General features: G+C 61.0%; 19 protein-coding genes. 14 read left to right on the forward strand and 5 right to left on the reverse strand.

Annotated features, from left to right (window positions below; all coding sequences use genetic code 11):
* Positions 1-9 precede the first annotated feature (9 nt).
* From CRO18_RS11700 to CRO18_RS11710, 3 genes are all read right to left on the reverse strand, one after another.
* On the reverse strand, positions 10-840 hold the full coding sequence (locus tag CRO18_RS11700; RefSeq protein ID WP_076483714.1) for a carbohydrate ABC transporter permease: 831 nt from the start codon (positions 838-840) through the stop codon (positions 10-12).
* Positions 837-1,745 (reverse strand): carbohydrate ABC transporter permease, encoded by a 909-nt coding sequence (locus tag CRO18_RS11705; RefSeq protein ID WP_076483715.1) that lies wholly within the window; start codon positions 1,743-1,745, stop codon positions 837-839. Before CRO18_RS11705 ends, CRO18_RS11700 begins: the two co-directional genes overlap by 4 nt.
* An 81-nt stretch (positions 1,746-1,826) precedes the next feature.
* Positions 1,827-3,107, reverse strand: coding sequence for an ABC transporter substrate-binding protein (locus CRO18_RS11710; protein WP_076483716.1), 1,281 nt, complete (start codon positions 3,105-3,107; stop codon positions 1,827-1,829).
* A 275-nt stretch (positions 3,108-3,382) separates the two neighbouring features.
* Here CRO18_RS11710 and CRO18_RS11715 point away from each other — a divergent pair, with 275 nt between their 5' ends.
* The 8 genes from CRO18_RS11715 (at position 3,383) to CRO18_RS11750 (ending at position 11,694) form a co-directional block, all read left to right on the forward strand.
* Complete coding sequence (locus CRO18_RS11715; RefSeq protein ID WP_097082248.1) at positions 3,383-4,543, forward strand: ROK family transcriptional regulator; 1,161 nt, start codon at positions 3,383-3,385, stop codon at positions 4,541-4,543.
* A gap of 43 nt (positions 4,544-4,586) precedes the next feature.
* Complete coding sequence (locus CRO18_RS11720) at positions 4,587-5,711, forward strand: ABC transporter ATP-binding protein (protein ID WP_097082249.1); 1,125 nt, start codon at positions 4,587-4,589, stop codon at positions 5,709-5,711.
* Positions 5,708-7,174: a dihydropyrimidinase gene (hydA, locus tag CRO18_RS11725; protein ID WP_097082250.1), complete on the forward strand. Its 1,467-nt coding sequence runs from the start codon at positions 5,708-5,710 to the stop codon at positions 7,172-7,174. Before CRO18_RS11720 ends, hydA begins: the two co-directional genes overlap by 4 nt.
* A 4-nt stretch (positions 7,175-7,178) precedes the next feature.
* Positions 7,179-7,547: a Rid family hydrolase gene (locus tag CRO18_RS11730; RefSeq protein ID WP_076483720.1), complete on the forward strand. Its 369-nt coding sequence runs from the start codon at positions 7,179-7,181 to the stop codon at positions 7,545-7,547.
* Positions 7,547-8,362: a (S)-ureidoglycine aminohydrolase gene (allE, locus tag CRO18_RS11735; RefSeq protein ID WP_097082251.1), complete on the forward strand. Its 816-nt coding sequence runs from the start codon at positions 7,547-7,549 to the stop codon at positions 8,360-8,362. Before CRO18_RS11730 ends, allE begins: the two co-directional genes overlap by 1 nt.
* A complete protein-coding gene (locus CRO18_RS11740; RefSeq protein WP_097082252.1) occupies positions 8,346-9,572 on the forward strand; it encodes an allantoate amidohydrolase in 1,227 nt (408 codons plus the stop codon). Before allE ends, CRO18_RS11740 begins: the two co-directional genes overlap by 17 nt.
* A 123-nt stretch (positions 9,573-9,695) precedes the next feature.
* Positions 9,696-10,394 (forward strand): hypothetical protein, encoded by a 699-nt coding sequence (locus CRO18_RS11745; protein ID WP_097082253.1) that lies wholly within the window; start codon positions 9,696-9,698, stop codon positions 10,392-10,394.
* Positions 10,395-10,530: 136 nt separating this feature from the next.
* Positions 10,531-11,694: an alpha-hydroxy acid oxidase gene (locus CRO18_RS11750; RefSeq protein WP_076483724.1), complete on the forward strand. Its 1,164-nt coding sequence runs from the start codon at positions 10,531-10,533 to the stop codon at positions 11,692-11,694.
* Between the two features lie 5 nt (positions 11,695-11,699).
* Here the strand turns inward: CRO18_RS11750 and CRO18_RS11755 are convergent, their stop codons facing one another.
* Both CRO18_RS11755 and CRO18_RS11760 read right to left on the reverse strand, forming a co-directional pair.
* Positions 11,700-12,851, reverse strand: a complete 1,152-nt coding sequence (locus tag CRO18_RS11755) for an MFS transporter (protein WP_097082254.1) — start codon at positions 12,849-12,851, stop codon at positions 11,700-11,702.
* A gap of 41 nt (positions 12,852-12,892) precedes the next feature.
* Positions 12,893-13,705: a Hint domain-containing protein gene (locus tag CRO18_RS11760; RefSeq protein WP_076483726.1), complete on the reverse strand. Its 813-nt coding sequence runs from the start codon at positions 13,703-13,705 to the stop codon at positions 12,893-12,895.
* Between the two features lie 167 nt (positions 13,706-13,872).
* Between CRO18_RS11760 and CRO18_RS11765 the strand changes: the two genes are divergently transcribed.
* From CRO18_RS11765 to CRO18_RS11790, 6 genes are all read left to right on the forward strand, one after another.
* Positions 13,873-14,499: a DUF6931 family protein gene (locus CRO18_RS11765; RefSeq protein WP_249276056.1), complete on the forward strand. Its 627-nt coding sequence runs from the start codon at positions 13,873-13,875 to the stop codon at positions 14,497-14,499.
* Between the two features lie 57 nt (positions 14,500-14,556).
* A complete protein-coding gene (gene tagH, locus CRO18_RS11770; protein ID WP_097082255.1) occupies positions 14,557-16,197 on the forward strand; it encodes a type VI secretion system-associated FHA domain protein TagH in 1,641 nt (546 codons plus the stop codon).
* 128 nt (positions 16,198-16,325) lie between these two features.
* Positions 16,326-17,633, forward strand: coding sequence for an ImpA family type VI secretion system protein (locus CRO18_RS11775; RefSeq protein WP_097082256.1), 1,308 nt, complete (start codon positions 16,326-16,328; stop codon positions 17,631-17,633).
* Between the two features lie 108 nt (positions 17,634-17,741).
* Positions 17,742-18,260 carry a type VI secretion system contractile sheath small subunit gene (gene tssB, locus CRO18_RS11780; RefSeq protein WP_076483729.1) on the forward strand — a complete coding sequence of 173 codons (519 nt, stop codon included), beginning with the start codon at positions 17,742-17,744 and terminating at the stop codon, positions 18,258-18,260.
* Position 18,261: 1 nt separating this feature from the next.
* Positions 18,262-19,752: a type VI secretion system contractile sheath large subunit gene (tssC, locus tag CRO18_RS11785; protein ID WP_097082257.1), complete on the forward strand. Its 1,491-nt coding sequence runs from the start codon at positions 18,262-18,264 to the stop codon at positions 19,750-19,752.
* A 50-nt stretch (positions 19,753-19,802) separates the two neighbouring features.
* Positions 19,803-20,297 (forward strand): type VI secretion system tube protein Hcp, encoded by a 495-nt coding sequence (locus tag CRO18_RS11790; protein ID WP_076483730.1) that lies wholly within the window; start codon positions 19,803-19,805, stop codon positions 20,295-20,297.
* The last annotated feature ends 6 nt before the right edge of the window (positions 20,298-20,303 follow it).

Consider the following 20,303-nt stretch of genomic DNA (forward strand, 5'->3'; position numbering starts at 1 on the left):
CTTTCAAACTTATTTCGAGCTGCCACCGAGCAAGCCGCGCACGAAGGCTTTCTGGAACAGCAAGAAGGCCAGAAGCATCGGCAGAACGGTCAGGATGGCCGAGGCCATGAGCGGGCCATGCTGCACCTGAATGGCGCCGACAAAGCCGTTGAGTTTTGCGGTCACGGGCATCACATCATCGCTGGCGGTCAGCGTCATCGCGAACAGAAGGTCGTTCCAGACCGAGCGGCTTTGCACGATGGCAAGCGCCGCGATCCCGGTGAAGCTGGCGGGCATCAGGATTTTGAAGAAATAGCCCGCCGGACCACAGCCATCGACCTGCGCCGCTTCATAGATTGAACGCGGCACGGTGGCGAAGAAGTTGCGCATGAAGAAGGTGCAGATTGGCACACCATAGGCCACGTGCACCAACCACAGGCCCGGGATCGTGTTGTAAACCCCAATCGCGCGGGTCACGAAGAAGACCGGGATCTGCACAATCTGGAATGGCACGAACATGCCCGAGAGCAGCAAGAAATAGATCCAGCGGCCCTTTTTCGGGTCCATCATCGAAAGCGGATAGGCCGCCATCGCCCCGATCAGCACCGACAGCACCACCGAGGGAATCGTGATCATCAAGCTGTTGAGCACCGCGGGCCCCACCTCGGCCACCGCAATGCGGAAGTTTTCGAGCGTCGGCTCCGAGGGGAGCGACAGAACCTGCGTCAGTTCAGCGGGCGTTTTGAAGGCGGTGTTGAGCGTGACCAAAAGCGGCACGGTGAACAGCACGCAAACAAAGATGGCGGCGGCATAGCGCAGGACACGCGCGGGGCGCAGCGGCGCGGCGGGAGCAAGGCTCATTCGGCGGCCTCCTCGACGTTGCGGGTGATATAGGCGATGTAGGGCAGGATCAGCACCGCCGCGAGGCACAGCTGAACGATGCCAATGGCGCTGGCTTTGCCCATTTGGAAGGTGGCAAAGGCCACGTCATAAAGCTGGGTGGCCAACACTTCGGAGGCGCGCGAGGGCCCGCCGCCGGTCATTGACCAGACAAGGTCGAAGAGCCGCATCGCCTCGATCCCGAAGAGGCCAAGCACGAGCACGGTCGAGGGCCACAGATGCGGGATGGTGATGCGGCGAAAGATCGTGAAGGCCGAAGCGCCATCAATCCGCGCGGCTTCAAAAAGCTCTGCCGGGATCGAGCGCAGGCCCGAGAAGAAGACGAGGAAGGAAAAGCCCGTCGTGCTCCAAAGCGCGGCCGCCATCACCGAGTAAGAGGCAATATGGCGATCACCGAGCCAGTTGGAGGCCACGCCCGAAAGACCGATGCCGTCGAGCACGGTGTTCACAAGGCCGCCATCGGGCAGGTAAAGCCAACGCCACACAGCGGCCACCGCCACGGGGGTGATGATATAGGGCAGGAAGATCAGCGTCTTGATCACGCCTTCGCCCTTCAGCTTGCCATCGACCAAAAGCGCGAGTGCAAGGCCAAGCGTGCTGGGGGCAACCAAGTAGAAAGCGAGCCACTTCAGGTTGTTGGCAACCGCGTGCCAAAACCGCGACTGGCCCATCAACGAGCCGTAATTATCAAGACCGACAAAGCGCATCGTGGGCGAGATCCCATCCCACGAATGCAGCGACACGAAGCCGGTGTAGCCCACCGCATAGACATAAGCGGTCAGGAAGAAAGTCACGGGCAGCGCCAGAAACAGCGTGTAGGTCAACGCTTTCTGGGCCCGGTGATCGCGCGGTCCTTTGATCGGCATGATGGCCTCTGGTCGTTTCGGCGGAGGGGCGGAAATGGGGCAGGTGCAGGCGGCACATATCGCCGCCTGCACCAAAGGATTTTACCAGGTCACGAATTCGCCGGCTTCTTTGACCTCGACACGCATATCTTCGAGCGTTTCGAGCATCTCTTCAGCGGCTTCGGGCGACGGGTCAGCGGCATAGGCCGAAACCAGCGTGCCGAATTCGTCGCCAAGGCGCACCGGCAGGAGGTTTTTCATGTTCGGCACAACCGCACCGCGCGGGCTCGCCGCCTGAATTTCCTCAAACGCGGCTTGACCATAGGCCGAGTAACCGGCGCTGCTGGCAAGCGGGTTCGCCGCCACCGAGCCTTTGACCGTGTTGAACGCTGCTTGGCCTTCGGGCGAAGCCGCCGCGCGCATGAAATCTTTGCCGATTTCAGCCGCTTTGCCTTCCACACCGCTGGTCAGCGCCATCAGGTCCATTTGCATGACAACGCCGCCATCCATGCCCGGCGCCGGGAAGAAGCCGTATTGCTCGCCTTCGGTCCAGCCCGCATCAGCAAGGTAGGCCGAGAGCCAGTCGCCCATTTGATACATGGCCACTTCGCCTTCGGCGAATTTGGCACCGGTGTCGGACCAAGTGTAGCCGGTCCAGTCATCCATGAAGTGATCGGCATAGGCATCGGTCCACGAGGCCAGCGCCGCTTTCACACGCGCATCGGTGAAGGGGATCTCGCCCGAACCGAAAGCGTAGTAGCCGTCTTGGCCCAGCGCGTTGTAGAGGAAGCTGTAGAAGGTATAGAGCGTCCAGCCCGGGCCACCGGCGTTGCCCATCGCTTGGTAACCAGCGGCTTCGATTTTGTCGGCCACGGCGTCAAATTCTTCTGCCGTGGTGGGGACTTCGAGCCCAAGCTCGTCGAAGATCGCTTTGTTGTAGAAGACGTTCGAAACCACGTGCAGGTTCAGCGGCACGCCGTAAAGGTGGCCATCCACGCTGACGACTCGGCGCACACCATCGGCGATGTCGGCAAAGCCCGGGACATCCGAGACAACATCATCAAGCGGCGCGATCCGGCCCGCATCGGCGAAGCTTTTCAGCTCTTGCGCCATGCCCGATTGATAGACTGCCGGGGGCTGCCCACCAAGGAAGGCGGTTTGCAGGGCGCGGCGCATCTCGGCGGTGTTGCCGGTGATCACGCGGGTGCCAATCGGTGCGCCCGGGTATTGTTCGTCATAGACGCCAATCAACGCGGTCAGGGCGTTGGCTTCCGCGCCGCTGGCCCAATAGGTCCAGACTTCGGCCTCTTGCGCCATCGCGGGGCTTGCGAGGGCAAGAAGGACAGCGCCGGTCGCGAGCGCATTTTGTTTGAGGGTCGTCATATTTTACCATCTCCTGCTGGGCTTCTCAGTTGGTCCCCGCAGACATGCCTGCCATCCGAGGCAGCAGACACAAGATTTATCACGACACCAATCATAAATATTCCAACACCATACACGATAAGCCCTATTTTTGAGCATTTTTTCGCCATATCTGCATATTTTTGGCGCTAACATGTCTATTTTTGATGTGACGTCAGAAAAATTCGGCCGAAATCTTGGCTTCGGCGGCGTTTTCAGCGGAGTTATGACGACACACAGAAAAAAGGTTCGCCACCGTGCACCCATCCTATGTCAGGCAATACAATGCGACGCGCATCTTCCATGCGCTGCGGGCAAACCCCGGTATTACCAAGCGTGGCCTGACGGATTTGACCGGCTGCGACAAGTCCACCGTCTCGGCGATTCTGCGCGCGTTTGAAGACATTGGCTTTGTCGAATCGGATGCGGCGCAAGAAACCGGCAAGCGCGGGCGCCCCTCGGCCAACTATCGGCTTTCTGCCGACAATGGCTTGCTGATTGGCGTGCACCTTGAGTTTGAACAGATGGCGATCGTCGCGGCCAGCATTGATGGCACACCGATTCGCAAATGGAGCCAGCCGCTGCCGACCGACCCGGCCGCACTGGCAACCGATCTGCGCCACGCGATTGGCGCGCTTTGCCATGAGATCTCCCGCAGCCAAGATGAGATCCGCGCCATTGGCATCACCCTGCCGGGGCTCGTGGAATCAAGCGGCGGGCTCGCCCATGCGCCGAGCCTTGATTGGTATGAAACCGATATCGGCAACCTGCTGCGCGACCAGATCGGCGCGCCCGTCTATATCGACAATGACACCAACGCTGCCGCGATGGCCGAGTATCTCTTTGGCCAATGCGGGCAGCTGACCGATTTTGTGATGATCGACGGCGGGCTTGGCCTTGGCGGCGGGATCTTTTTGGATGGCCGCCCCTATCGCGGCGCTTCGGGCTTTGGCGGCGAATTGGGCCATATCAAAGTGGTGCCCGATGGCCGGATTTGCGGCTGCGGCGCACAAGGCTGCCTGTCGGCCTATATCGCTGCGCCCGCGCTTTTGGCCGCCGCGCAACGATCGTTGCGGGTGCGCAATGTCGAAGAACTGATCCGCGCCGCCAAAGACGGCGCCCCACCGATCCTTGATCTGTTTGAGGATTCAGGCCGCCATCTGGGCCGCGCGCTTTCCGACATCGTCAATATTTTCAACCCCTCGGCCATTGTGCTGGGCGGGATCGTGGGCCGCATCTGGCCCTATGCCGAAATCACCGCGCGCAAAGAACTGGCAAAGCTGGCCATGCGCGCGCCGCTGCAAAACACGCAGATCCTCGTCTCCGATATCAGCGCCGCAGAAACCCCGGTTGGGGCGGTGGCGCTGGCGCTCGAAGGCTTCACCTCTCTCGACGGCCAAAAACCCGGCCCTTGGTAATTGGCTCCCGTCGCCCTCCCACGCTCGAACACGGACCCCTCCCATGGCAACACTCTCCCTCAAATCAGTCACGAAGAGCTATGGCACTGCGCAAGCGGTGCGCGGGATCGACCTAGAGATCCCCGATCATGCTTTCGTCGTCTTTGTCGGCCCTTCGGGGTGCGGCAAATCCACCACCTTGCGGATGATCGCAGGGCTCGAAGACATCAGCACCGGCACGGTCGAAATTGATGGCCGCCCCGTGAACCACCTTGCACCTGCAGAACGCGACATTGCGATGGTGTTCCAAAACTACGCGCTCTACCCGCATATGTCGGTGCGCGACAACATCGCCTTTGGCCTGCAACAGCGCAAAATGCCAAAAGCCGAGATCGCAGAGCGGGTGCAGAAGATCTCTGACATGCTTGAGCTTTCCGCGCTTTTGGACCGTAAACCGCGCCAGCTTTCGGGCGGGCAGCGCCAGCGCGTTGCCATGGGCCGCGCGATGGTGCGTGACCCGGCGGTGTTTCTTTATGACGAGCCGCTCTCAAACCTTGATGCCAAGCTGCGCGTGCAGATGCGCACCGAGATCAAGCGGCTGCACCAAGTCGCCCCCACGACCACGATCTACGTCACCCATGACCAAACCGAGGCGATGACGCTCGCCGATATCGTAGTGGTGATGAAAGACGGGCTGATTGAGCAAGTCGGCACGCCGCAAGAGCTTTACTTCCACCCGCGCACCGCTTTTGTGGCGCAATTTGTGGGCTCGCCCTCGATGAACCTGATCCAAGCGCAGGTGACGGGCAGCGCAGAGGCCCCGCAACTGGAACTCAGCGATGGCACGGTTTTGCCCGTATTGCCCGAGCGCATCCCGGCCTATGGCGCGCATCTGGGCCGCACCATGACCTTTGGCGTGCGCCCCGAAGACCTGCTTTTGGCCGAAGAGGGCGCGCCCGGCTTTGGCATCACGATCGACCTGATCGAACCCTTGGGCCAAGAGATCCTCGCGTTTTTCAAAATCGACGGTGAAAGCTGCGCGATGCGGCTCGATCCGATGTCCGAGGTGCGCCCCGGCGACCGGCTCACCGTCACCCCGCGGCTGGAACGCTGCCACCTCCTTGACCCTGAAACCGACCTTGTCGTGGCCCATGCCGCGACGCCCACAACGGAAAGTGCCTCCCAATGAGCCCGAATTACGATCTTGTCATCAAAGGTGCGACTGTCGTCACCGAAGGGGGGCCGCGCCAATGTGACATTGGCATCACCGGCGAGCGGATCGCCGCCTTGGGCGAAGCGCTTGAGGGTACCGAAGTGGTAGATGCAAGCGGCCTGATCGCCCTGCCCGGCGGGGTGGATAGCCATTGCCACATCGACCAAGTGGACCCGCAAAACGGCCATGGTGCGGAAAGCATGATCTCGGGCACCCGTGCGGCACTTGCCGGCGGCACGACCTCCATCATCTCGTTCATCTCGCAACATGCGGGCGAAGAAATCGCCGATGTGTTTGCCGAAAGCCTGCGTCGCGGCGAGACCTCGCTTGCCGATTACACCTTCCACCAGATCATCTCGGACCCGACCGACAAGGTCGTGCTTGAAGACATCCCGATGGTGGTTGCGGCGGGCATTCGCTCGCTCAAAGTGTTCCTCACCTATGAAGACGCGCATCTGACCGACCGCGAATTCCTGCGCGTTCTGGCCGCCGCCCACCGCGAAGGCTGCATGGTCACCGTGCACTGCGAAAACTACGACGCGATTGGCTTCTTGACCGAACAATTGCTCGCGCAAGGCATGGTCGAGCCGAAATATCACGCTTGGTCGCGCCCCGAGGTGGTGGAACGTGAAGCCACCTACCGCACCATTTGCTTGGCCGAACTGGTCGACACGCCGATCCAAATTTTCCACGTCTCGTGCCACGAGGTCGCCGAAGAGATTGAGCGCGCGCAAAAACGCGGTCTGAAAGTCTGGGGCGAAACCTGCCCGCAATACCTTGTGCTGGGCGCCAAAGACATGGACCGCCCCCGCCGCGAAGGCGCGAAATACATGTGCTCTCCGGCGCCGCGCGACCCGGCCAATGTGGAACCGTTTTGGGATGATATCCGCCGCGGCGTGATTGACGTGATCTCGTCGGACCACAGCGCCTTCTTCTTCTCTGGTCCGAAAAACTCCAAAGAGATGAACGGCACAGATGCCGATTTCAGCCAAATCCCGAATGGCGTTCCGGGGGTGGGCTCGCGTATGCCGCTCGTTTTCTCAGAAGGGGTGTCGAAAGGCCGGATCGATCTGGAAACTTTTGCCCGCCTAACCGCCACCAACCCGGCGCGGATCTTTGGGCTTTACCCGAAAAAAGGCGCGATTGGCGTGGGCTCGGACGCCGATATCGTGCTGTGGGATGCCAACCGCAAAGTCACCATCACCAATGCTTTGCTGCAACATGCCGTCGATTACACCCCCTACGAGGGGATGGAAGTCACCGGCTGGCCGGTGGCCACCTATCTGCGCGGCAAGCTGTCGATGAAAGATGGCGTTGTCTGTGCCGAACCGGGCCAAGGCGAATTCCTCAAGCGTGAGGCCTATGAGCTGGCCACGCCGCGCGGCATTACCCCCAACGGCTTCAACGCCGCCAAACTCCCCCCGCAAGAAAAGAAGTAAGATCATGACGGTTCAACGCAGCCCGATCCCGCCCAGCAAATCGGAACTCAACATTCTCACCTTCCCCGGCGGCGGCAAGCTCGTTTGGGCGGTGGCCTCGGCCGATGATGTGACCGCCGATTTCACGGGCCAAACGCTTGATGTCTTCGCCAAGATTGAACGCATCTTGAAATCGGCGGGCACCGATCAAACCCATCTGGTGAAAGCCGAGGTGGTGGTGACCGATCACGACAACAAGCCGCTTTTCGACCAGCTTTGGGGCAAGTGGGTGCCATCCGACCGGGGCCCGGTGCGCTCCTTCGTGGAAAGCCGCATGCCCGAAGGCGATCTGGTCGAACTCATCGTCACCGCCGTGATGCCCGAGGACGAATAATGCCGAAACTGAACTTCCACCGCTCGATCCTGCCCTTGGAGGCGCGCACCTGCGCGCCGGGCGCCACCGCCTATTTCCGGGGCGCGGTCGAGCGCAACTATGCGCTGCTTCCCCCCGAAGGCGTGCTCGACAGCCGCATGCCCGATTATGCGGGCACCATCGTGCGCTTTCTCGCCAGCCCGAAAATGGGCGCGGGCTTTGTGCAAACGATGCTGTTGGTCGCGCCGGGTGGCGGCACCTCGCGCCCCCGCAATGATGGGCTGCAGCATTTCTTGCTGGTGCAAGAAGGCACGTTCAATCTGGGCATCGAAGGGTTCTGTGAAGGCCACGAACTGACCGAGGGCGGCTATGCCTATGTGCCGCCCGGGGTGCCGTTCACGCTTAAAAACGAAGGCGACCGCACCGCCCGCGTGCTCGAATTCTACCGGCCGTATGTGCCCGCCGAAGGTCTGGCGACGCCCGGCCCGGTGGTTTCGAACATCGCGCAGGTGGAAAAGGTCAACCACACCGGCAATCCGGGCCGTGGCTGGCAGCATCTGCTGCCCGATGATCTGGCCTTTGACATGGAAATGAATGTGCTCAGCTTCGCGCCCGGCACCCATTTCCCCTCGGTCGAAACCCATATCATGGAGCATTCGCTCTTCTTGCTCAAAGGTCAGGGCATGTATCTGCTTGACCGCGATTGGCACGAGGTCTGGGCCGAGGATTACATCTGGATGGGCCCCTGGGTGCCGCAGCAATTCTATGCCACCGGCTGGGATGAAAGCGCCTATCTGCTTTATAAAGACGTGAACCGCGATGTCAGCTTTGGCTGAGCGGACCTTGGCGCGGCTGGCGGAACTGGCCGCGATCACGGCGGAGCCGGGCAAAATGACCCGGCTCGCCTTTAGCCCGGAAATGCGCGCCGCAAATGATCTGGTGGCGGGATGGCTGCGCGAGGCTGGCGCCACCTCGGTGCGTATGGATGCGGCGGGCAATCTGATTGGCCGCTGGGGCGGGCCCGGCCCGGCGCTCGCGCTTGGCTCGCACCTTGATACGGTGCGCGATGGCGGCATTTATGATGGCCCGTTGGGTGTTCTGGCAGCCATCGCCGCGATGGAAGCGCTGCAAATGGCAGGCGAGGCCCTGCCCTTTCCCGTCGAAATTCTGTGCTTTGGCGATGAAGAGGGCACGCGCTTTGGCACCTCTTTGGCCGGAAGCCTGTCGCTCGCCGGGGGTCACCGTGAGGGTGGGCTGGCGTTGTGCGATGCAGATGGCATCACCGCCCGGCAAGCCCTGAGCGATTTTGGCCTCGACCCAGATCGGATTGGCGAAGCCGCTGCGGACCCTAGGGCCTATTTTGGCTATCTGGAACTCCATATCGAACAAGGCCCGGTGCTGGAACAAGCCGGGGTGCCTTTTGGCGTGGTGAGCGGCATTGCCGGCGCCACGCGCGGACGGATTTTGGTCACCGGGCAAGCAGGCCATGCGGGCACAGTGCCCATGGCGCTGCGCCAAGATGCGCTTACAGGCGCAGCAGAGATAATTTTGGCGATTGAACGCGCCGCAGGCCCCGATGTGGTGGCAACGGTCGGTCAATGCACGGTGCACCCCGGCGGAACCAACACCATCCCCGGTGCGGTGGAGTTGAGCCTCGATCTGCGGGCGCTTGAGAATGACAAACGCGCAGCAGCCTGCGCGCAAATCCAGCATGAGATTGCGCAGATTGCCAAGCGGCGCGGGCTCAGCGCCGCGCTCGACATCACCAGCCAATCCGACAGCAGCGCCTGCGCGCCACAGTTGATGGCAAGCCTTTCGCGCGCCACTGAGCGCGTGATGGGCACCGCCCCACCGGATCTACCGAGCGGTGCAGGCCATGACGGCGCGCATATGAAAATGATCTGCGATTATGGCATGTTGTTCATGCGGTGCCGGGGTGGGATCAGTCATCACCCAGACGAAGCGATTGACGCGCAAGACGTGGCCCCGGCGATTGCCATACTGGCCGAAACCTTGCGCGACCTCGCCCATCATCGAACCGCATAGCGACACAAATTTTGCCCCAAAGGTCAAGTCCCCACCGGGGGAATTGATAGGTTTTCCATAGCCTTACACACTGCCACGGATCGCCCAAAAACCGGGCCAACCGTGACAAAGGAAAGACCCGCTATGTATGACCTGTTTGAGAGCCCCGCCCTGACCGATGAAGCGCAATACGTCGAAGCGCTTATGGACACACTGGCCGAGACGACTGCCGCCGATTGGGGCTTGGATGCCCTGAGCTTGAGTACAGTAGCAAACAGCGCCGGGAGTATCGCCTCCGGAGGCGCAGGCCTTATTAGCACCGTTCAGGGCCTCGCACAGGTCGGGACGAGCGCTGCACAAGCCGCGCTCTCGGAAACCGAAGCCGACGACAGTGGAAAGGTTGCAGGCGCAGCGCCCATTGGCAGTGCCTATGACTTGTTTGGAGCATTCGTTAAAGAACTCCTCGCCTTGAACGACCTGATCCTAGAATTGGCCGCCAAGGGTGCGTCGGAGGAGAAACTTGCCGCCCTCGCACAGAGCACTTTGACGGAGAAAGCTGGCTACTTTGGCGATAGCATTGGAGCGGCGTTCGGGGACTCGCTCGGAGATGCGATTGGAGATGCAATTGGTGGGGCGATCGGTCCCATCGGAGACGCCACCGAAGACGCTATAGGCGAGATCGGTGATGCCATCGCAGCCGCGTTAGGCGTGAAAGACCAACCGAGCGAAGAAGCGGAACCGAAAGAGGCAGAAGCGGCAAAGAAAAGCGGATCTGAACCTGAACAGCTTGACCTTTCCCAAGTTCTCAAAGCGGATTGCTTCGCCTTTACCTTTGCCGCCTAAGGCGCAAGCCGTGGCGCCCTATGCTGCCCGAAACGGCGCATAGGGCCCTTCACCTGCGACCGCAACGCGCCTGACCAGTTGCTTGCAAATCCCCCTATGATTGGTAATTTCACCTAACCAGTTTTAGGAGAGCCCAGTGACCGTCATTACCTGCATCGACGATTTGAAGCAGTTGCACCGCAAGCGCACGCCGAAGATGTTTTTTGATTATTGCGAAAGCGGCTCTTACACCGAGCAGACTTTCCGCGAAAACGTGTCGGATTTCTCGCAAATCCGGCTGCGCCAGAAGGTGGCGGTGGATATGTCGGGCCGCTCGACGGCGACCACGATGGCGGGCCAAGATGTGGCTTTGCCGGTGGCGCTCTCTCCGGTTGGGCTTTTGGGGATGCAGCGCGCCGATGGCGAGATCAAAGCCGCCCGCGCCGCCGCCAAATTTGGTGTGCCGTTTACGCTCTCCACCATGTCGATTTGCTCAATCGAGGATGTGGCCGCGCATTCCCCCGACCCGTTCTGGTTTCAGCTTTACGTGATGCGCGACGAAGACTTTGTCGATGCGATCCTTGAGCGGGCGAAACGCGCCAATTGCTCGGCGCTGGTGCTGACGCTGGATCTACAGATTCTGGGGCAACGGCATAAAGACCTCAAAAACGGCCTGTCTGCGCCGCCCAAGCTGACACTGCCGAACATGATCAATATGGCGATGAAAACGCAGTGGGGCCTTGAGATGCTGGGCACCAAGCGGCGTTTCTTTGGCAATATCGTCGGCCATGCCAAAGGGGTGGCGGATGCCTCCTCGCTCTTTAGCTGGACGGCGGAGCAATTCGACCCCTGCTTGGATTGGTCGAAAATCGCGCGCATTCGCGACCAATGGGGCGGCAAGTTCATTCTTAAAGGCGTGCTTGATGCCGAAGATGCCCGCGTTGCCGCCGATTTTGGCGCCGATGCGATCATCGTCTCCAACCACGGCGGGCGGCAGTTGGATGGCGCACTGTCTGCCATTCGGATGCTGCCAGAAATCGTGCAGGCGGTGGGCGATAAGGCCGAGGTCTGGCTCGATAGCGGCATCCGTTCTGGCCAAGATATTCTCAAAGCGCTGGCGCTTGGGGCCAAAGGCACGATGGCGGGGCGCGCTTATGTTTACGGCCTTGGTGCGATGGGCGAAGCGGGGGTGACCAAGGCGCTTGAGGTGATGCAAAAAGAACTCGATATCTCGATGGCGCTGTGTGGCGAAAAACGGGTGCAAGACCTCAGCCGCGACAACTTGCTGATCCCGAACGGGTTCTTTGAAACCTACGCCTAAACCGCTCAGGTCCGGGGCATGCGCATCAGCGCCCAAAGCCCCGGACCCACGGCGGCCATCGCCAGCGCCAGCATCAAAAACACCACCCGCAGCCCGGCCCATTCGGCCAAAGCGCCCATTAACACCGGGCCGATGAAAAAGCCCGAAAAGCCGATCATCCACGCGCGCGACAGCGCTCGTGCACGGGCGGCGCGTGTCACCCGCTGCCCCAAAAGCGCATTGGTGGAGGGCACCACCACCGCCGCCCCGACACCAATCAAACCGAGCCCCAAAACGGCAAGTGGCAGCGTGGGCGCTGCGGCGGTGATCACCGCCCCAACGGCCCCGGCTGCGGCGGAAAAGGCCACCAAGCGCGCTTCGCCTAGCCGCGCGGCCAGCATTTGCCCGCCCAAGCGAAAGAGGCCCATCACCAGCCCAAACATGGCAGGCCCCAAAGCCCCTGCCCCCACCACACCGCCAAGCCCACGTTCCAGATAAAGGGCAGACCATGTCTCGGTAGTGTTTTCCGTCACGAAGGCAGCAAAGAAAATCGCAGCCGCCGGCAAAACAACCGCCCATGGCATCGGGCTTGGCCCGGCGCTCGGCGCATCGGCTTCCGGCCCGGCGCTGTCTCTCGCCACGTGCAACCGCGAAGCCACAAGCACCAGCGCCAAGGCCAAACCGGGCTGGACCAGCTCAGGTGGGAACCCCGCGCCGCGCAAGGCGCCCGCGAGCAAAGCCGCCCCGCCAAGCCCAAAAGAAAAGAGCGCATGGTTCCAGTTCATCAAGGGCAGGCCAGTGTCATGCTCTGCCTCTGAAATCCGCACGTTGGCGGCAATATCGAGCGCCGACATCGCCGCGCCCATTAATAGCAGCGCCGCCGCAAGCCCCAAGGCAGAGTGGATCATCAAGGGCACGAAGGTCACCGCCACCAACACAAAGGCAAGCACCTTGAGCGAGCGCGCGCCAAGCTTGGCGGTGATCCGTGGCACCAAGGCCATCGCCCCAACCCCGCCCAGCGCCGCGCATAGCAGCAGCAGCCCAAAGGTGCCGTCATCGACCCCCGCGCGCAGCTTGTAATCAGGAAGATAGGCGGCGAAGGCCCCCCAAAAGGCCCCAAGCCTCGCCAGAGCCAGCCCCGTTTCGCGGCTGGCCCGCATCACTTGCCCTAGTCGCATTCCCGCCCCCCGAAATCTTCGGGTTTAGCGGTAGCACGGGTTTATTCCGCCGCCCACTCCCGCGGGCAGGTTTGTCGGCAAGCTCTTGCCGGTTCTGCAACCTGATCGTGATGGGTGGGCGGGGCCACCACCCGTGTGCAGACCGCGCAGCGCTTCATTTGTTCCAGATGTTTGGCAAAATGCGCCTCGATCCCGCCATCAATCTCGATCTCGCGCTGGATCAAGTCGAAAGCCTCGTCAAAGGGCAGCGCGGCGACATCCGGCAAATGCGCTAACGTGTCATGCGGATCAAGATCAGCCCAATCATCGAACATCGAGCCGATGTCGCACAAAAGCACCGCACCATTGGCGCTCATCACCAATTCGGGCTCTTCAAAGCGCAGCCGATACAGCACGGCCTTCGGGCCGGGGTTCACCGTGGTCACCTGCGGCAAAAGGCTCAACACCTTGGCGGGCACCAACAGCAGGGGTTTGTCATGCTCAATCTGCGCCAACTCGCTGTGCAACAGCAAGCATTGCTCGGGCGCGACAAGCCGCCGATCATTATTGCCCAGAAGCCCAGCAGGCAGCGCAAGCGGCCAGAACCGCTCCGGCAAAGGATGCTGCAATCGCTCAATCGGGAAGCGTTCGATCACCTGGATCGCCCGGCTTCCATTGGCGAAGGTGCGCACCTCCTCACCTTCAATCAGGCTAGAGACTCGGCGCAAACCGCGCGCGGTTTGCAATACGGTTTTACCGTAAAGCCCTTGGGCGAGATCCAGAAACTCGTCCGCCCCACGTAAGTGCTGGCCGGTCGTGGCCATGCGTTCGTCGAAATGAAACACATCGGCGAAAGTATCGCGAAACACGGTCATATGTGACTCCCCTGCCCCCGGATACGTCCCAGCCCGTGTTCTTAGAATTATCCCAAAAACTTAAGGATGAGTTGATTGCCGCCGACCAAGCACAAAGCGCATGACGGCTTGGGGGGCATGTGCTAGCGTTTTTGAAATTACCTTGTCATCAGCATCCAAACAGTTTCATGTCCGAAACCCTTCCGGGCCTTCCTGCTACCCAAACCAGCGCGCCGGTGGACAGTGTCGATCCGGACAAAACGCACCCGCCTGCCACGATGCTCCGCTATGGCTCGCCAGAAGCGCTGTTTCTGGCCATTCCGCAGATTTCGGAAATGGTGCAGGCGCGTCCGCGCGAAGGAGAGGAAATGGCCGCATTCTTATCGCGGCTGCGGTCCTCCACCACGCCCGAAGAGGCGGTGACCTTCACCGCTTTTGCCGTGGTGCCGCAATTGGCCGTTTGGTGGGCGTATGAATGCCTGCGGCTTTTGCCCGAACAAATTGAGCCACGCGACCGCCCACTTTTGGAAGCGATTGCGGGCTGGACGGCAGAGCCCACGCAAGATCGCCGCTTTGCGCTTATGCGCGAGGCGCTGTTTGCGCCCTTTCGGTCCCCGACCGTGATGTTGGCGCTGGCGGTGGGCTGGTCTGGCGGGCCGCTCGCCCCGAATGACCCGATGCCGGTTCCCCTGCATCGCGCGCCGCGCTCGATCAATGCAGCGGTGCTGTCGTGCCTTGCGCGCGCCGATCTGTCGCGTCGTTCGGTGCTGCTGGCGCGGTTCATCACCATGGCCGAAGCCCTTTACAGGGGCTAGAACACGGGCCACAAATGGGGTTCCTGACGCCGATCGGCGGGGGTGAAGGATCGGACGATGCCGCTGGTTTTGCAAATCGAGAACGTCGATCGTCTACCCGACGGTGGCCCGGTGCGGATCATGGTGGGTTCGCAGGGCTGTCAGGTCGGGCGCAATTCGACCATGCATTGGGTGCTGCCAGACCCGTCGCGAATGATTTCCGGCCATCATTTCGATATTTCCTTCACCGATGGGGGCTGGTGGCTGACCGACCGTTCGACCAATGGCACCTTCTTGCAAGGCAGCCGATATCGGCTCGATCAACCCTATCGGTTGCGCCATATGGACCGGTTTCAGGTCGGCCATTACTTGATTGTCGCGCTGATCGAGGAACCCGCCCCCGCGCCGCCGCCGCCCAGCCCGCAACCGCCGAACCCCCAGCCCGCTTGGTCGATGCCGTCGCCAAACCCGTCAGCCGGCGCGTACGACCCTCCGGGGGCGGCTTATACCGGTGGGATCTGGAACCTGCCGGGGCAAGATGCGGCAACGCCAGCGGCCAGTGCAAGCGATCCTTGGGCAACGCCTGCGCCAACGCCATCCCCCGCCCCCTCTCCGTTTCCCGCGCCCGCTCCGCAACCGGCCCCCGCGCCGATGCCGCAGCCCAGCCCGATTCCGGCTTCGCAACCGATGCCGCGCCCGGCCCCGCAGCCCTTTGCAACGCCGAGCCAAGCAGCCCCGATGCCCCCTTCGACCGGGCGGATGCCCGGACAGGCAGGCGATTTCGCCGATGATTTCGTCGCCAACCCAGTGTTTCGGCCCGGTGCGGTGCCAGAGCCCGCCCCCACACCAAGCCCTGCGCCCGCCGCACCGCCGCTCGCGGCCCCGACCCCCGCGCCCGTTTCGGACGTGCCACAAAGCGCGATCTTGCAACCGCCACCCCCTCCTTCAGAGGAAGGCGTCACGGGGCTCGGCAGTCCGCCCCCCGCGCCGGAACCACAACCTTTGTCTGTGCCCCCACGCGACATCTCTGCCCCGCCTGCGCAGGTTTCGCTTCCGCCTCAGGGCGCGGCATCCCCCGGACTTTCCCAAGAAGCAAATACACCGCCCAACGCGGGGGCAACAGGTGACCTTGTCCGTGCCTTTTGCACCGGGGCGGGGTTGGACCCAGACGCCTTTGCCGATATTGACCCAGAAGCCTTGGCGCAGACGCTGGGCAAGACGCTCAGGTTGACCGCGTCTGAGGTGATGACACAGCTGCAATTGCGTGCTGCAGCCAAGCAATTCACCCGTGGTGGCGACCGCACCATGCGCACGGCGGAACATAATAACCCGCTGAAATTTTTGCCCGATGTCGAACATGCGCTGGAAGCGATGTTCTTGCGCCCGCGAGCGGGCTTTCTGCAAGGCGCTGACGCCATGCAAGAAGCGCTCGTTGATTTGCGCCATCATCAGGTGGCTTTGTTCGCAGCCCTGCAACCCGCACTCAGCCAGCTTCTGGGCGATCTCGCCCCCGAAGACATTGAAGGGGTGACAGAGGGCGGGCTTTTGGGCGGGTCCCGCAAGGCAAAAGCTTGGGAAACCTATGTCGCGCGCTGGGATGCGAAGACTGCGCCGCATGAAAACGGCATCCTTGATGCCTTCTTGATGCATTTCGCCGCCGCATACATGGAAAGCATCGCGGGGCAAAATGGTGGGCGCGGCGGAAACGGCGCGGGCTAGGCCGGCCAAAGCCACACCATAAAAAGCCCCGAATGCAGCCTTGACCCAAACCGGGAAAAAGGGGACGCTCCCGGCATTGACTTAGCTTTTTGGGCCCTTGGGCCAAGAATTTCGGGGGGACCATTACGATGGACTGGTTGACCGACCCTGTCTCGGACGAGGCCCCCTGCGGCCCCGATCTGGAAAAGACGGGCGATGCGGAATTCATTGAATATTACTTCGCCGCAGAATCGGAACTCCCCGAACGCTATCTGATGCCTCAGGTCTTCGACCCGGCGTCCATCGACTATCGCAAGGAAAGCACCAAGATCGAAGCGCTGCTCAAACGCAGCCGTGATTTGCGCTTGCTATCCCTTTTGGCGCGCTTCGCCATCCTTTCTGGCCGGGTGAAAGAATTCGCCCAAGTGCTTGAGTCGATGGTCGCGCTGTTGGAAACTTGGCCAGAAGCCGCACATCCCGCGTTGCCTGCGCGTGGATCAGCGCGGCGCGTGGCGCTCGATTGCCTTTCCAGCACGCCTTGGGTGGTGATGCCGATCCAATATCTGCCGCTTAATGGCATGGCAGAGGTGACTTTGCGCCGCCATCAGGTGGCAACCGGAGAGGCCTCGGCCCGGGACGGCGAAGAAACCAGCACCGCCGCGCAGATCATGGATATGCTGCGCAGCCCCGGCAACAGCGCTAAGGCCGCCGCCACGCAAGAGGCACTTTCGCGCGCCGCGGCGGCGCTGACGAAAATCGCCGATATCTGCACAAAAATCCCCGCCAAACAGATGCAGCTTGATTTCGCGCGCCCCTTGGCCGCGATTGCGCAGGCGCAAGAGTTGATCGCGAGCGCCGATCCGACGCTGGCAGTTTGGGCGGGGGATGCCGCAGCCCCCGAAACCGAGGCCGAGCCAGCGAGCACGGAAACCGCCGCTGGTGCCCCCGAGGTTATTCTGCGTGCCCCTTCGGTTTCCGGGGCGAGTTCTGCGCCCGCAATCGAATCCATGGCGCAGGTGAAGGTGGTTTTGAGCGCACTTGAGGCGCATCTTGCGCGCACGGAGCCCTCTTCTGTTGCGCTCCTTTTGGTTACGCAAGCGCGGCTCTTGATTGGCAAGTCTTTGGTCGAGGCCCTTGAGACATTGCTGCCCGCCGAAGCGAGCAAGGCGACGGTGGATTTTGGCCCAGCATCAGGTTTTTCGCTCTCGATGGATCGGCTGAAAGCCTTGGCTTCAGAAACCACCGAGACGGCGGAAACCGACACGCTCAGCCCGCCACAAGCGCCCAGTTTGCGCAACCGCGCCGACATCGCCGCACAGATGCGCGCTGTTGAAGCGTGGTATCGAACGAACGAACCGACGAGTCCAATCCCGCTTCTGCTGACACGGGCCAGAAACTCGCTCGACAAAGATTTCGAAGCCCTTGTCACCGAATTGTTGTCAAAACGAGAAACATGAGGCCGAAAAACGCAATATTCTATCCCGAAGGCACAACGCTAACGGGAATTACGTTGACTCGCACGCGACCCATGCGTTTCACTTTATCCATAAAAGGGAGGTTCACCGATGGCCGCCGACAAAGCCACTGATTTTATCAAGCGCAATCGCCCGCCCCGCGTGCAGATTTCATACGAAGACCCCTATGATAGCGAAAAGCTCGTCGAGCTGCCTTTCGTGATGGGCGTGATGTCCGATCTTTCGGGCAATGCCTCCAAAGTCGAAAAGCCCGAAGTCGAAGAGCGCGAATTTCGCGATGTGACCGGCGCGACCTTTGATCAATATATGTCTGATGTCGCCCCCGGCACCTCCTTCATGGTCGAAAACAAACTTTCTGGCGCGGAAGGCGCGACCAAGATGGGGGTCGAGTTGCATTTCTCGACGATGGAAGATTTCAACCCCGCCAAAATTGCGATGCAGGTCGAGCCGCTGAAAAAGCTGCTTGAGGCGCGGATGCAACTGGCCAACCTGCAACGCTACATGGCGGGCAAGCCCAAGGCGATGGAGCAGATCGAAAAGCTTCTGGCCGATCCGGAACTGATGGCCGCACTCGCGGCGCGTGGCGCGGACGAAGAGAAGGACAGCTAAGATGGCCGAAATGGAAACCCAAGCTGAAGCCCAAGCCGGTGATCTGTCCGAACTCGATCAGTTCTCCGAAATGCTGCGCCAAACGATCAAGCCGCGCACCACAGAAGCCTCGCGCGAGGTGGATAACGCCGTTTCGGCGCTGGTGCGCGAGGTCATGGGCGATCAAGAGCTGGTGGCGGGCGATGCGCTCGACACGCTGCAATCGGTCATTTCCAGCCTTGATCAGAAGCTGACCGAACAGATGAACGAGATCCTGCACCATCCCGAATTCCAAAAACTGGAATCCGCATGGCGCGGGCTGGCCTATACGGTCAACAATTCCGAAACCGATGCCACCTTGCGCGTCAAGGTGATGAATATCTCCAAATCGGAACTGGAAGGCATGTTCCGTGCCTATCCCGGCGCGCGCTGGGACAAGAGCCCGCTGAACATGAAAATCTACGAGGCCGAATTTGGCACTTTGGGCGGCAAGCCCTTTGGTGCGCTCGTGGGCGATTACTACTTCGGCTTCGGCTCTGCCGATGTGGCGCTTTTGAAGGATATCGGCAAGATCGCGGCTGCCGCGCATTGCCCCTTCATTTCGGCCGCTGCGCCCGAACTTCTGGGGATGGACAGCTGGAACGAGATCGGCGTGCCGCCCGATATCTCGGAAATGTTCCAAACCCCCGATTACGCCGCGTGGAACGGCCTGCGTGACAGCGAAAATTCGCGCTACATCGCGCTGACCATGCCGCGCGTTTTGGCGCGCGAGCCCTACAGCCAAGACTCGACCATGAAAGTCGCCGAATTCTCGTTTGAAGAGGATACCGACGGCCATAAGGGCGAGAAATATAGCTGGATGAACGCCGCCCATGCGATGGCGGTGAACATCAACCGCGCCCATAAAGAATACGGCTGGACGGTGCGCATTCGCGGCGTGCAATCGGGCGGTGAGGTGCTGGGCCTGCCGACCCATGTGTTTGAAACCGGCGATGGCTCCAAAGACCTCAAATGCCCTACCGAAGTTTCCATCACGGACCGGCGCGAGGGTGAGCTTTCGGCGGCGGGTCTGTTGCCGCTTGTGCACCGCAAACATACCGACAAAGCCGCCTTCATCGGCGCGCAAACGCTCTACAAACCGAAGAAATACCAAGACGATCTGGCGACCGCCTCGGACAATATGTCGTCGCGCCTGCCCTATATCTTCGCGGTTTCGCGCTTCAGCCATTACCTCAAATGCATGGTGCGCGATAAAATCGGTCAAGCGCCCACACGGGTGCAACTACAGACCGAGTTGCAAGGCTGGGTGAACCGCTATGTTGCGGGCAACCCGGATACCGCTTCGGAAGCCGAAAAGGCAAAGAAACCACTCGCCGCCGCAAAAGTCGAAGTGCTGGAGGACGAGGAAAACCCCGGCTACTACATGGGGCGTTTCTTCCTAAAACCGCATTTCCAACTGGAAGGCATGGATATTGGCATGAGCCTCGTCTCCAAGCTTCCCAACAACAAGTGATCAACCAAAGCAGTGACCATTCGCGTGTTGCCTAATCAACGGAGCTTACCATGTCTGTCGATATCTTTCTGAAACTTTCCAATAATATCAAAGGCGAGTCGCAAGACACGACCTATGCGGACAACATTGACGTTCTGGCCTGGTCCTGGGGCATGACCCAGTCGGGCACCACCCATATTGGCGGCGGCGGTGGCGGCGGCAAGGTGAATGTGTCGGACATCACCTTGACCAAATATGTCGACCTTGCCTCCAATGACCTGATCAAACGCTGCACCTCGGGCGAGCATATTGAGGAAGCAGAGCTGATCGTGCGGAAGGCGGGCGGCAAGGCCCCGGTCGAGTACTTCAAGCTGAAGATGGAGATGGTGATGATCACCTCCTACCAGACCGGCGGCTCGAAAGATGGTCTGGACCGGATTCAGGAAACGCTGACGCTGAACTTCCGCAAATTCCAGATCACCTACACGCTGCAAGAAGAGTCTGGCGCTGCGGGTCCGGAAAGCACGACCGGCTGGGACATCGCCAAAAACGAGGAATGGAGCTGATCCATT

This window comes from Rhodobacter sp. JA431 (assembly GCF_900217725.1).
GTDB lineage: Bacteria > Pseudomonadota > Alphaproteobacteria > Rhodobacterales > Rhodobacteraceae > Rhodobacter > Rhodobacter aestuarii.

What these genes read in the sequence shown, in the direction of transcription:
- CRO18_RS11700 (WP_076483714.1), bottom strand. Translation starts at nt 840, where the DNA reads ATGAGCCTTGCTCCCGCCGCGCCGCTGCGCCCCGCGCGTGTCCTGCGC.
- CRO18_RS11705 (WP_076483715.1), bottom strand. Translation starts at nt 1,745, where the DNA reads ATGCCGATCAAAGGACCGCGCGATCACCGGGCCCAGAAAGCGTTGACC.
- CRO18_RS11710 (WP_076483716.1), bottom strand. Translation starts at nt 3,107, where the DNA reads ATGACGACCCTCAAACAAAATGCGCTCGCGACCGGCGCTGTCCTTCTT.
- CRO18_RS11720 (WP_097082249.1), top strand. Translation starts at nt 4,587, where the DNA reads ATGGCAACACTCTCCCTCAAATCAGTCACGAAGAGCTATGGCACTGCG.
- hydA (WP_097082250.1), top strand. Translation starts at nt 5,708, where the DNA reads ATGAGCCCGAATTACGATCTTGTCATCAAAGGTGCGACTGTCGTCACC.
- CRO18_RS11730 (WP_076483720.1), top strand. Translation starts at nt 7,179, where the DNA reads ATGACGGTTCAACGCAGCCCGATCCCGCCCAGCAAATCGGAACTCAAC.
- allE (WP_097082251.1), top strand. Translation starts at nt 7,547, where the DNA reads ATGCCGAAACTGAACTTCCACCGCTCGATCCTGCCCTTGGAGGCGCGC.
- CRO18_RS11740 (WP_097082252.1), top strand. Translation starts at nt 8,346, where the DNA reads ATGTCAGCTTTGGCTGAGCGGACCTTGGCGCGGCTGGCGGAACTGGCC.
- CRO18_RS11745 (WP_097082253.1), top strand. Translation starts at nt 9,696, where the DNA reads ATGTATGACCTGTTTGAGAGCCCCGCCCTGACCGATGAAGCGCAATAC.
- CRO18_RS11755 (WP_097082254.1), bottom strand. Translation starts at nt 12,851, where the DNA reads ATGCGACTAGGGCAAGTGATGCGGGCCAGCCGCGAAACGGGGCTGGCT.
- CRO18_RS11760 (WP_076483726.1), bottom strand. Translation starts at nt 13,705, where the DNA reads ATGACCGTGTTTCGCGATACTTTCGCCGATGTGTTTCATTTCGACGAA.
- CRO18_RS11765 (WP_249276056.1), top strand. Translation starts at nt 13,873, where the DNA reads ATGTCCGAAACCCTTCCGGGCCTTCCTGCTACCCAAACCAGCGCGCCG.
- tagH (WP_097082255.1), top strand. Translation starts at nt 14,557, where the DNA reads ATGCCGCTGGTTTTGCAAATCGAGAACGTCGATCGTCTACCCGACGGT.
- CRO18_RS11775 (WP_097082256.1), top strand. Translation starts at nt 16,326, where the DNA reads ATGGACTGGTTGACCGACCCTGTCTCGGACGAGGCCCCCTGCGGCCCC.
- tssB (WP_076483729.1), top strand. Translation starts at nt 17,742, where the DNA reads ATGGCCGCCGACAAAGCCACTGATTTTATCAAGCGCAATCGCCCGCCC.
- tssC (WP_097082257.1), top strand. Translation starts at nt 18,262, where the DNA reads ATGGCCGAAATGGAAACCCAAGCTGAAGCCCAAGCCGGTGATCTGTCC.
- CRO18_RS11790 (WP_076483730.1), top strand. Translation starts at nt 19,803, where the DNA reads ATGTCTGTCGATATCTTTCTGAAACTTTCCAATAATATCAAAGGCGAG.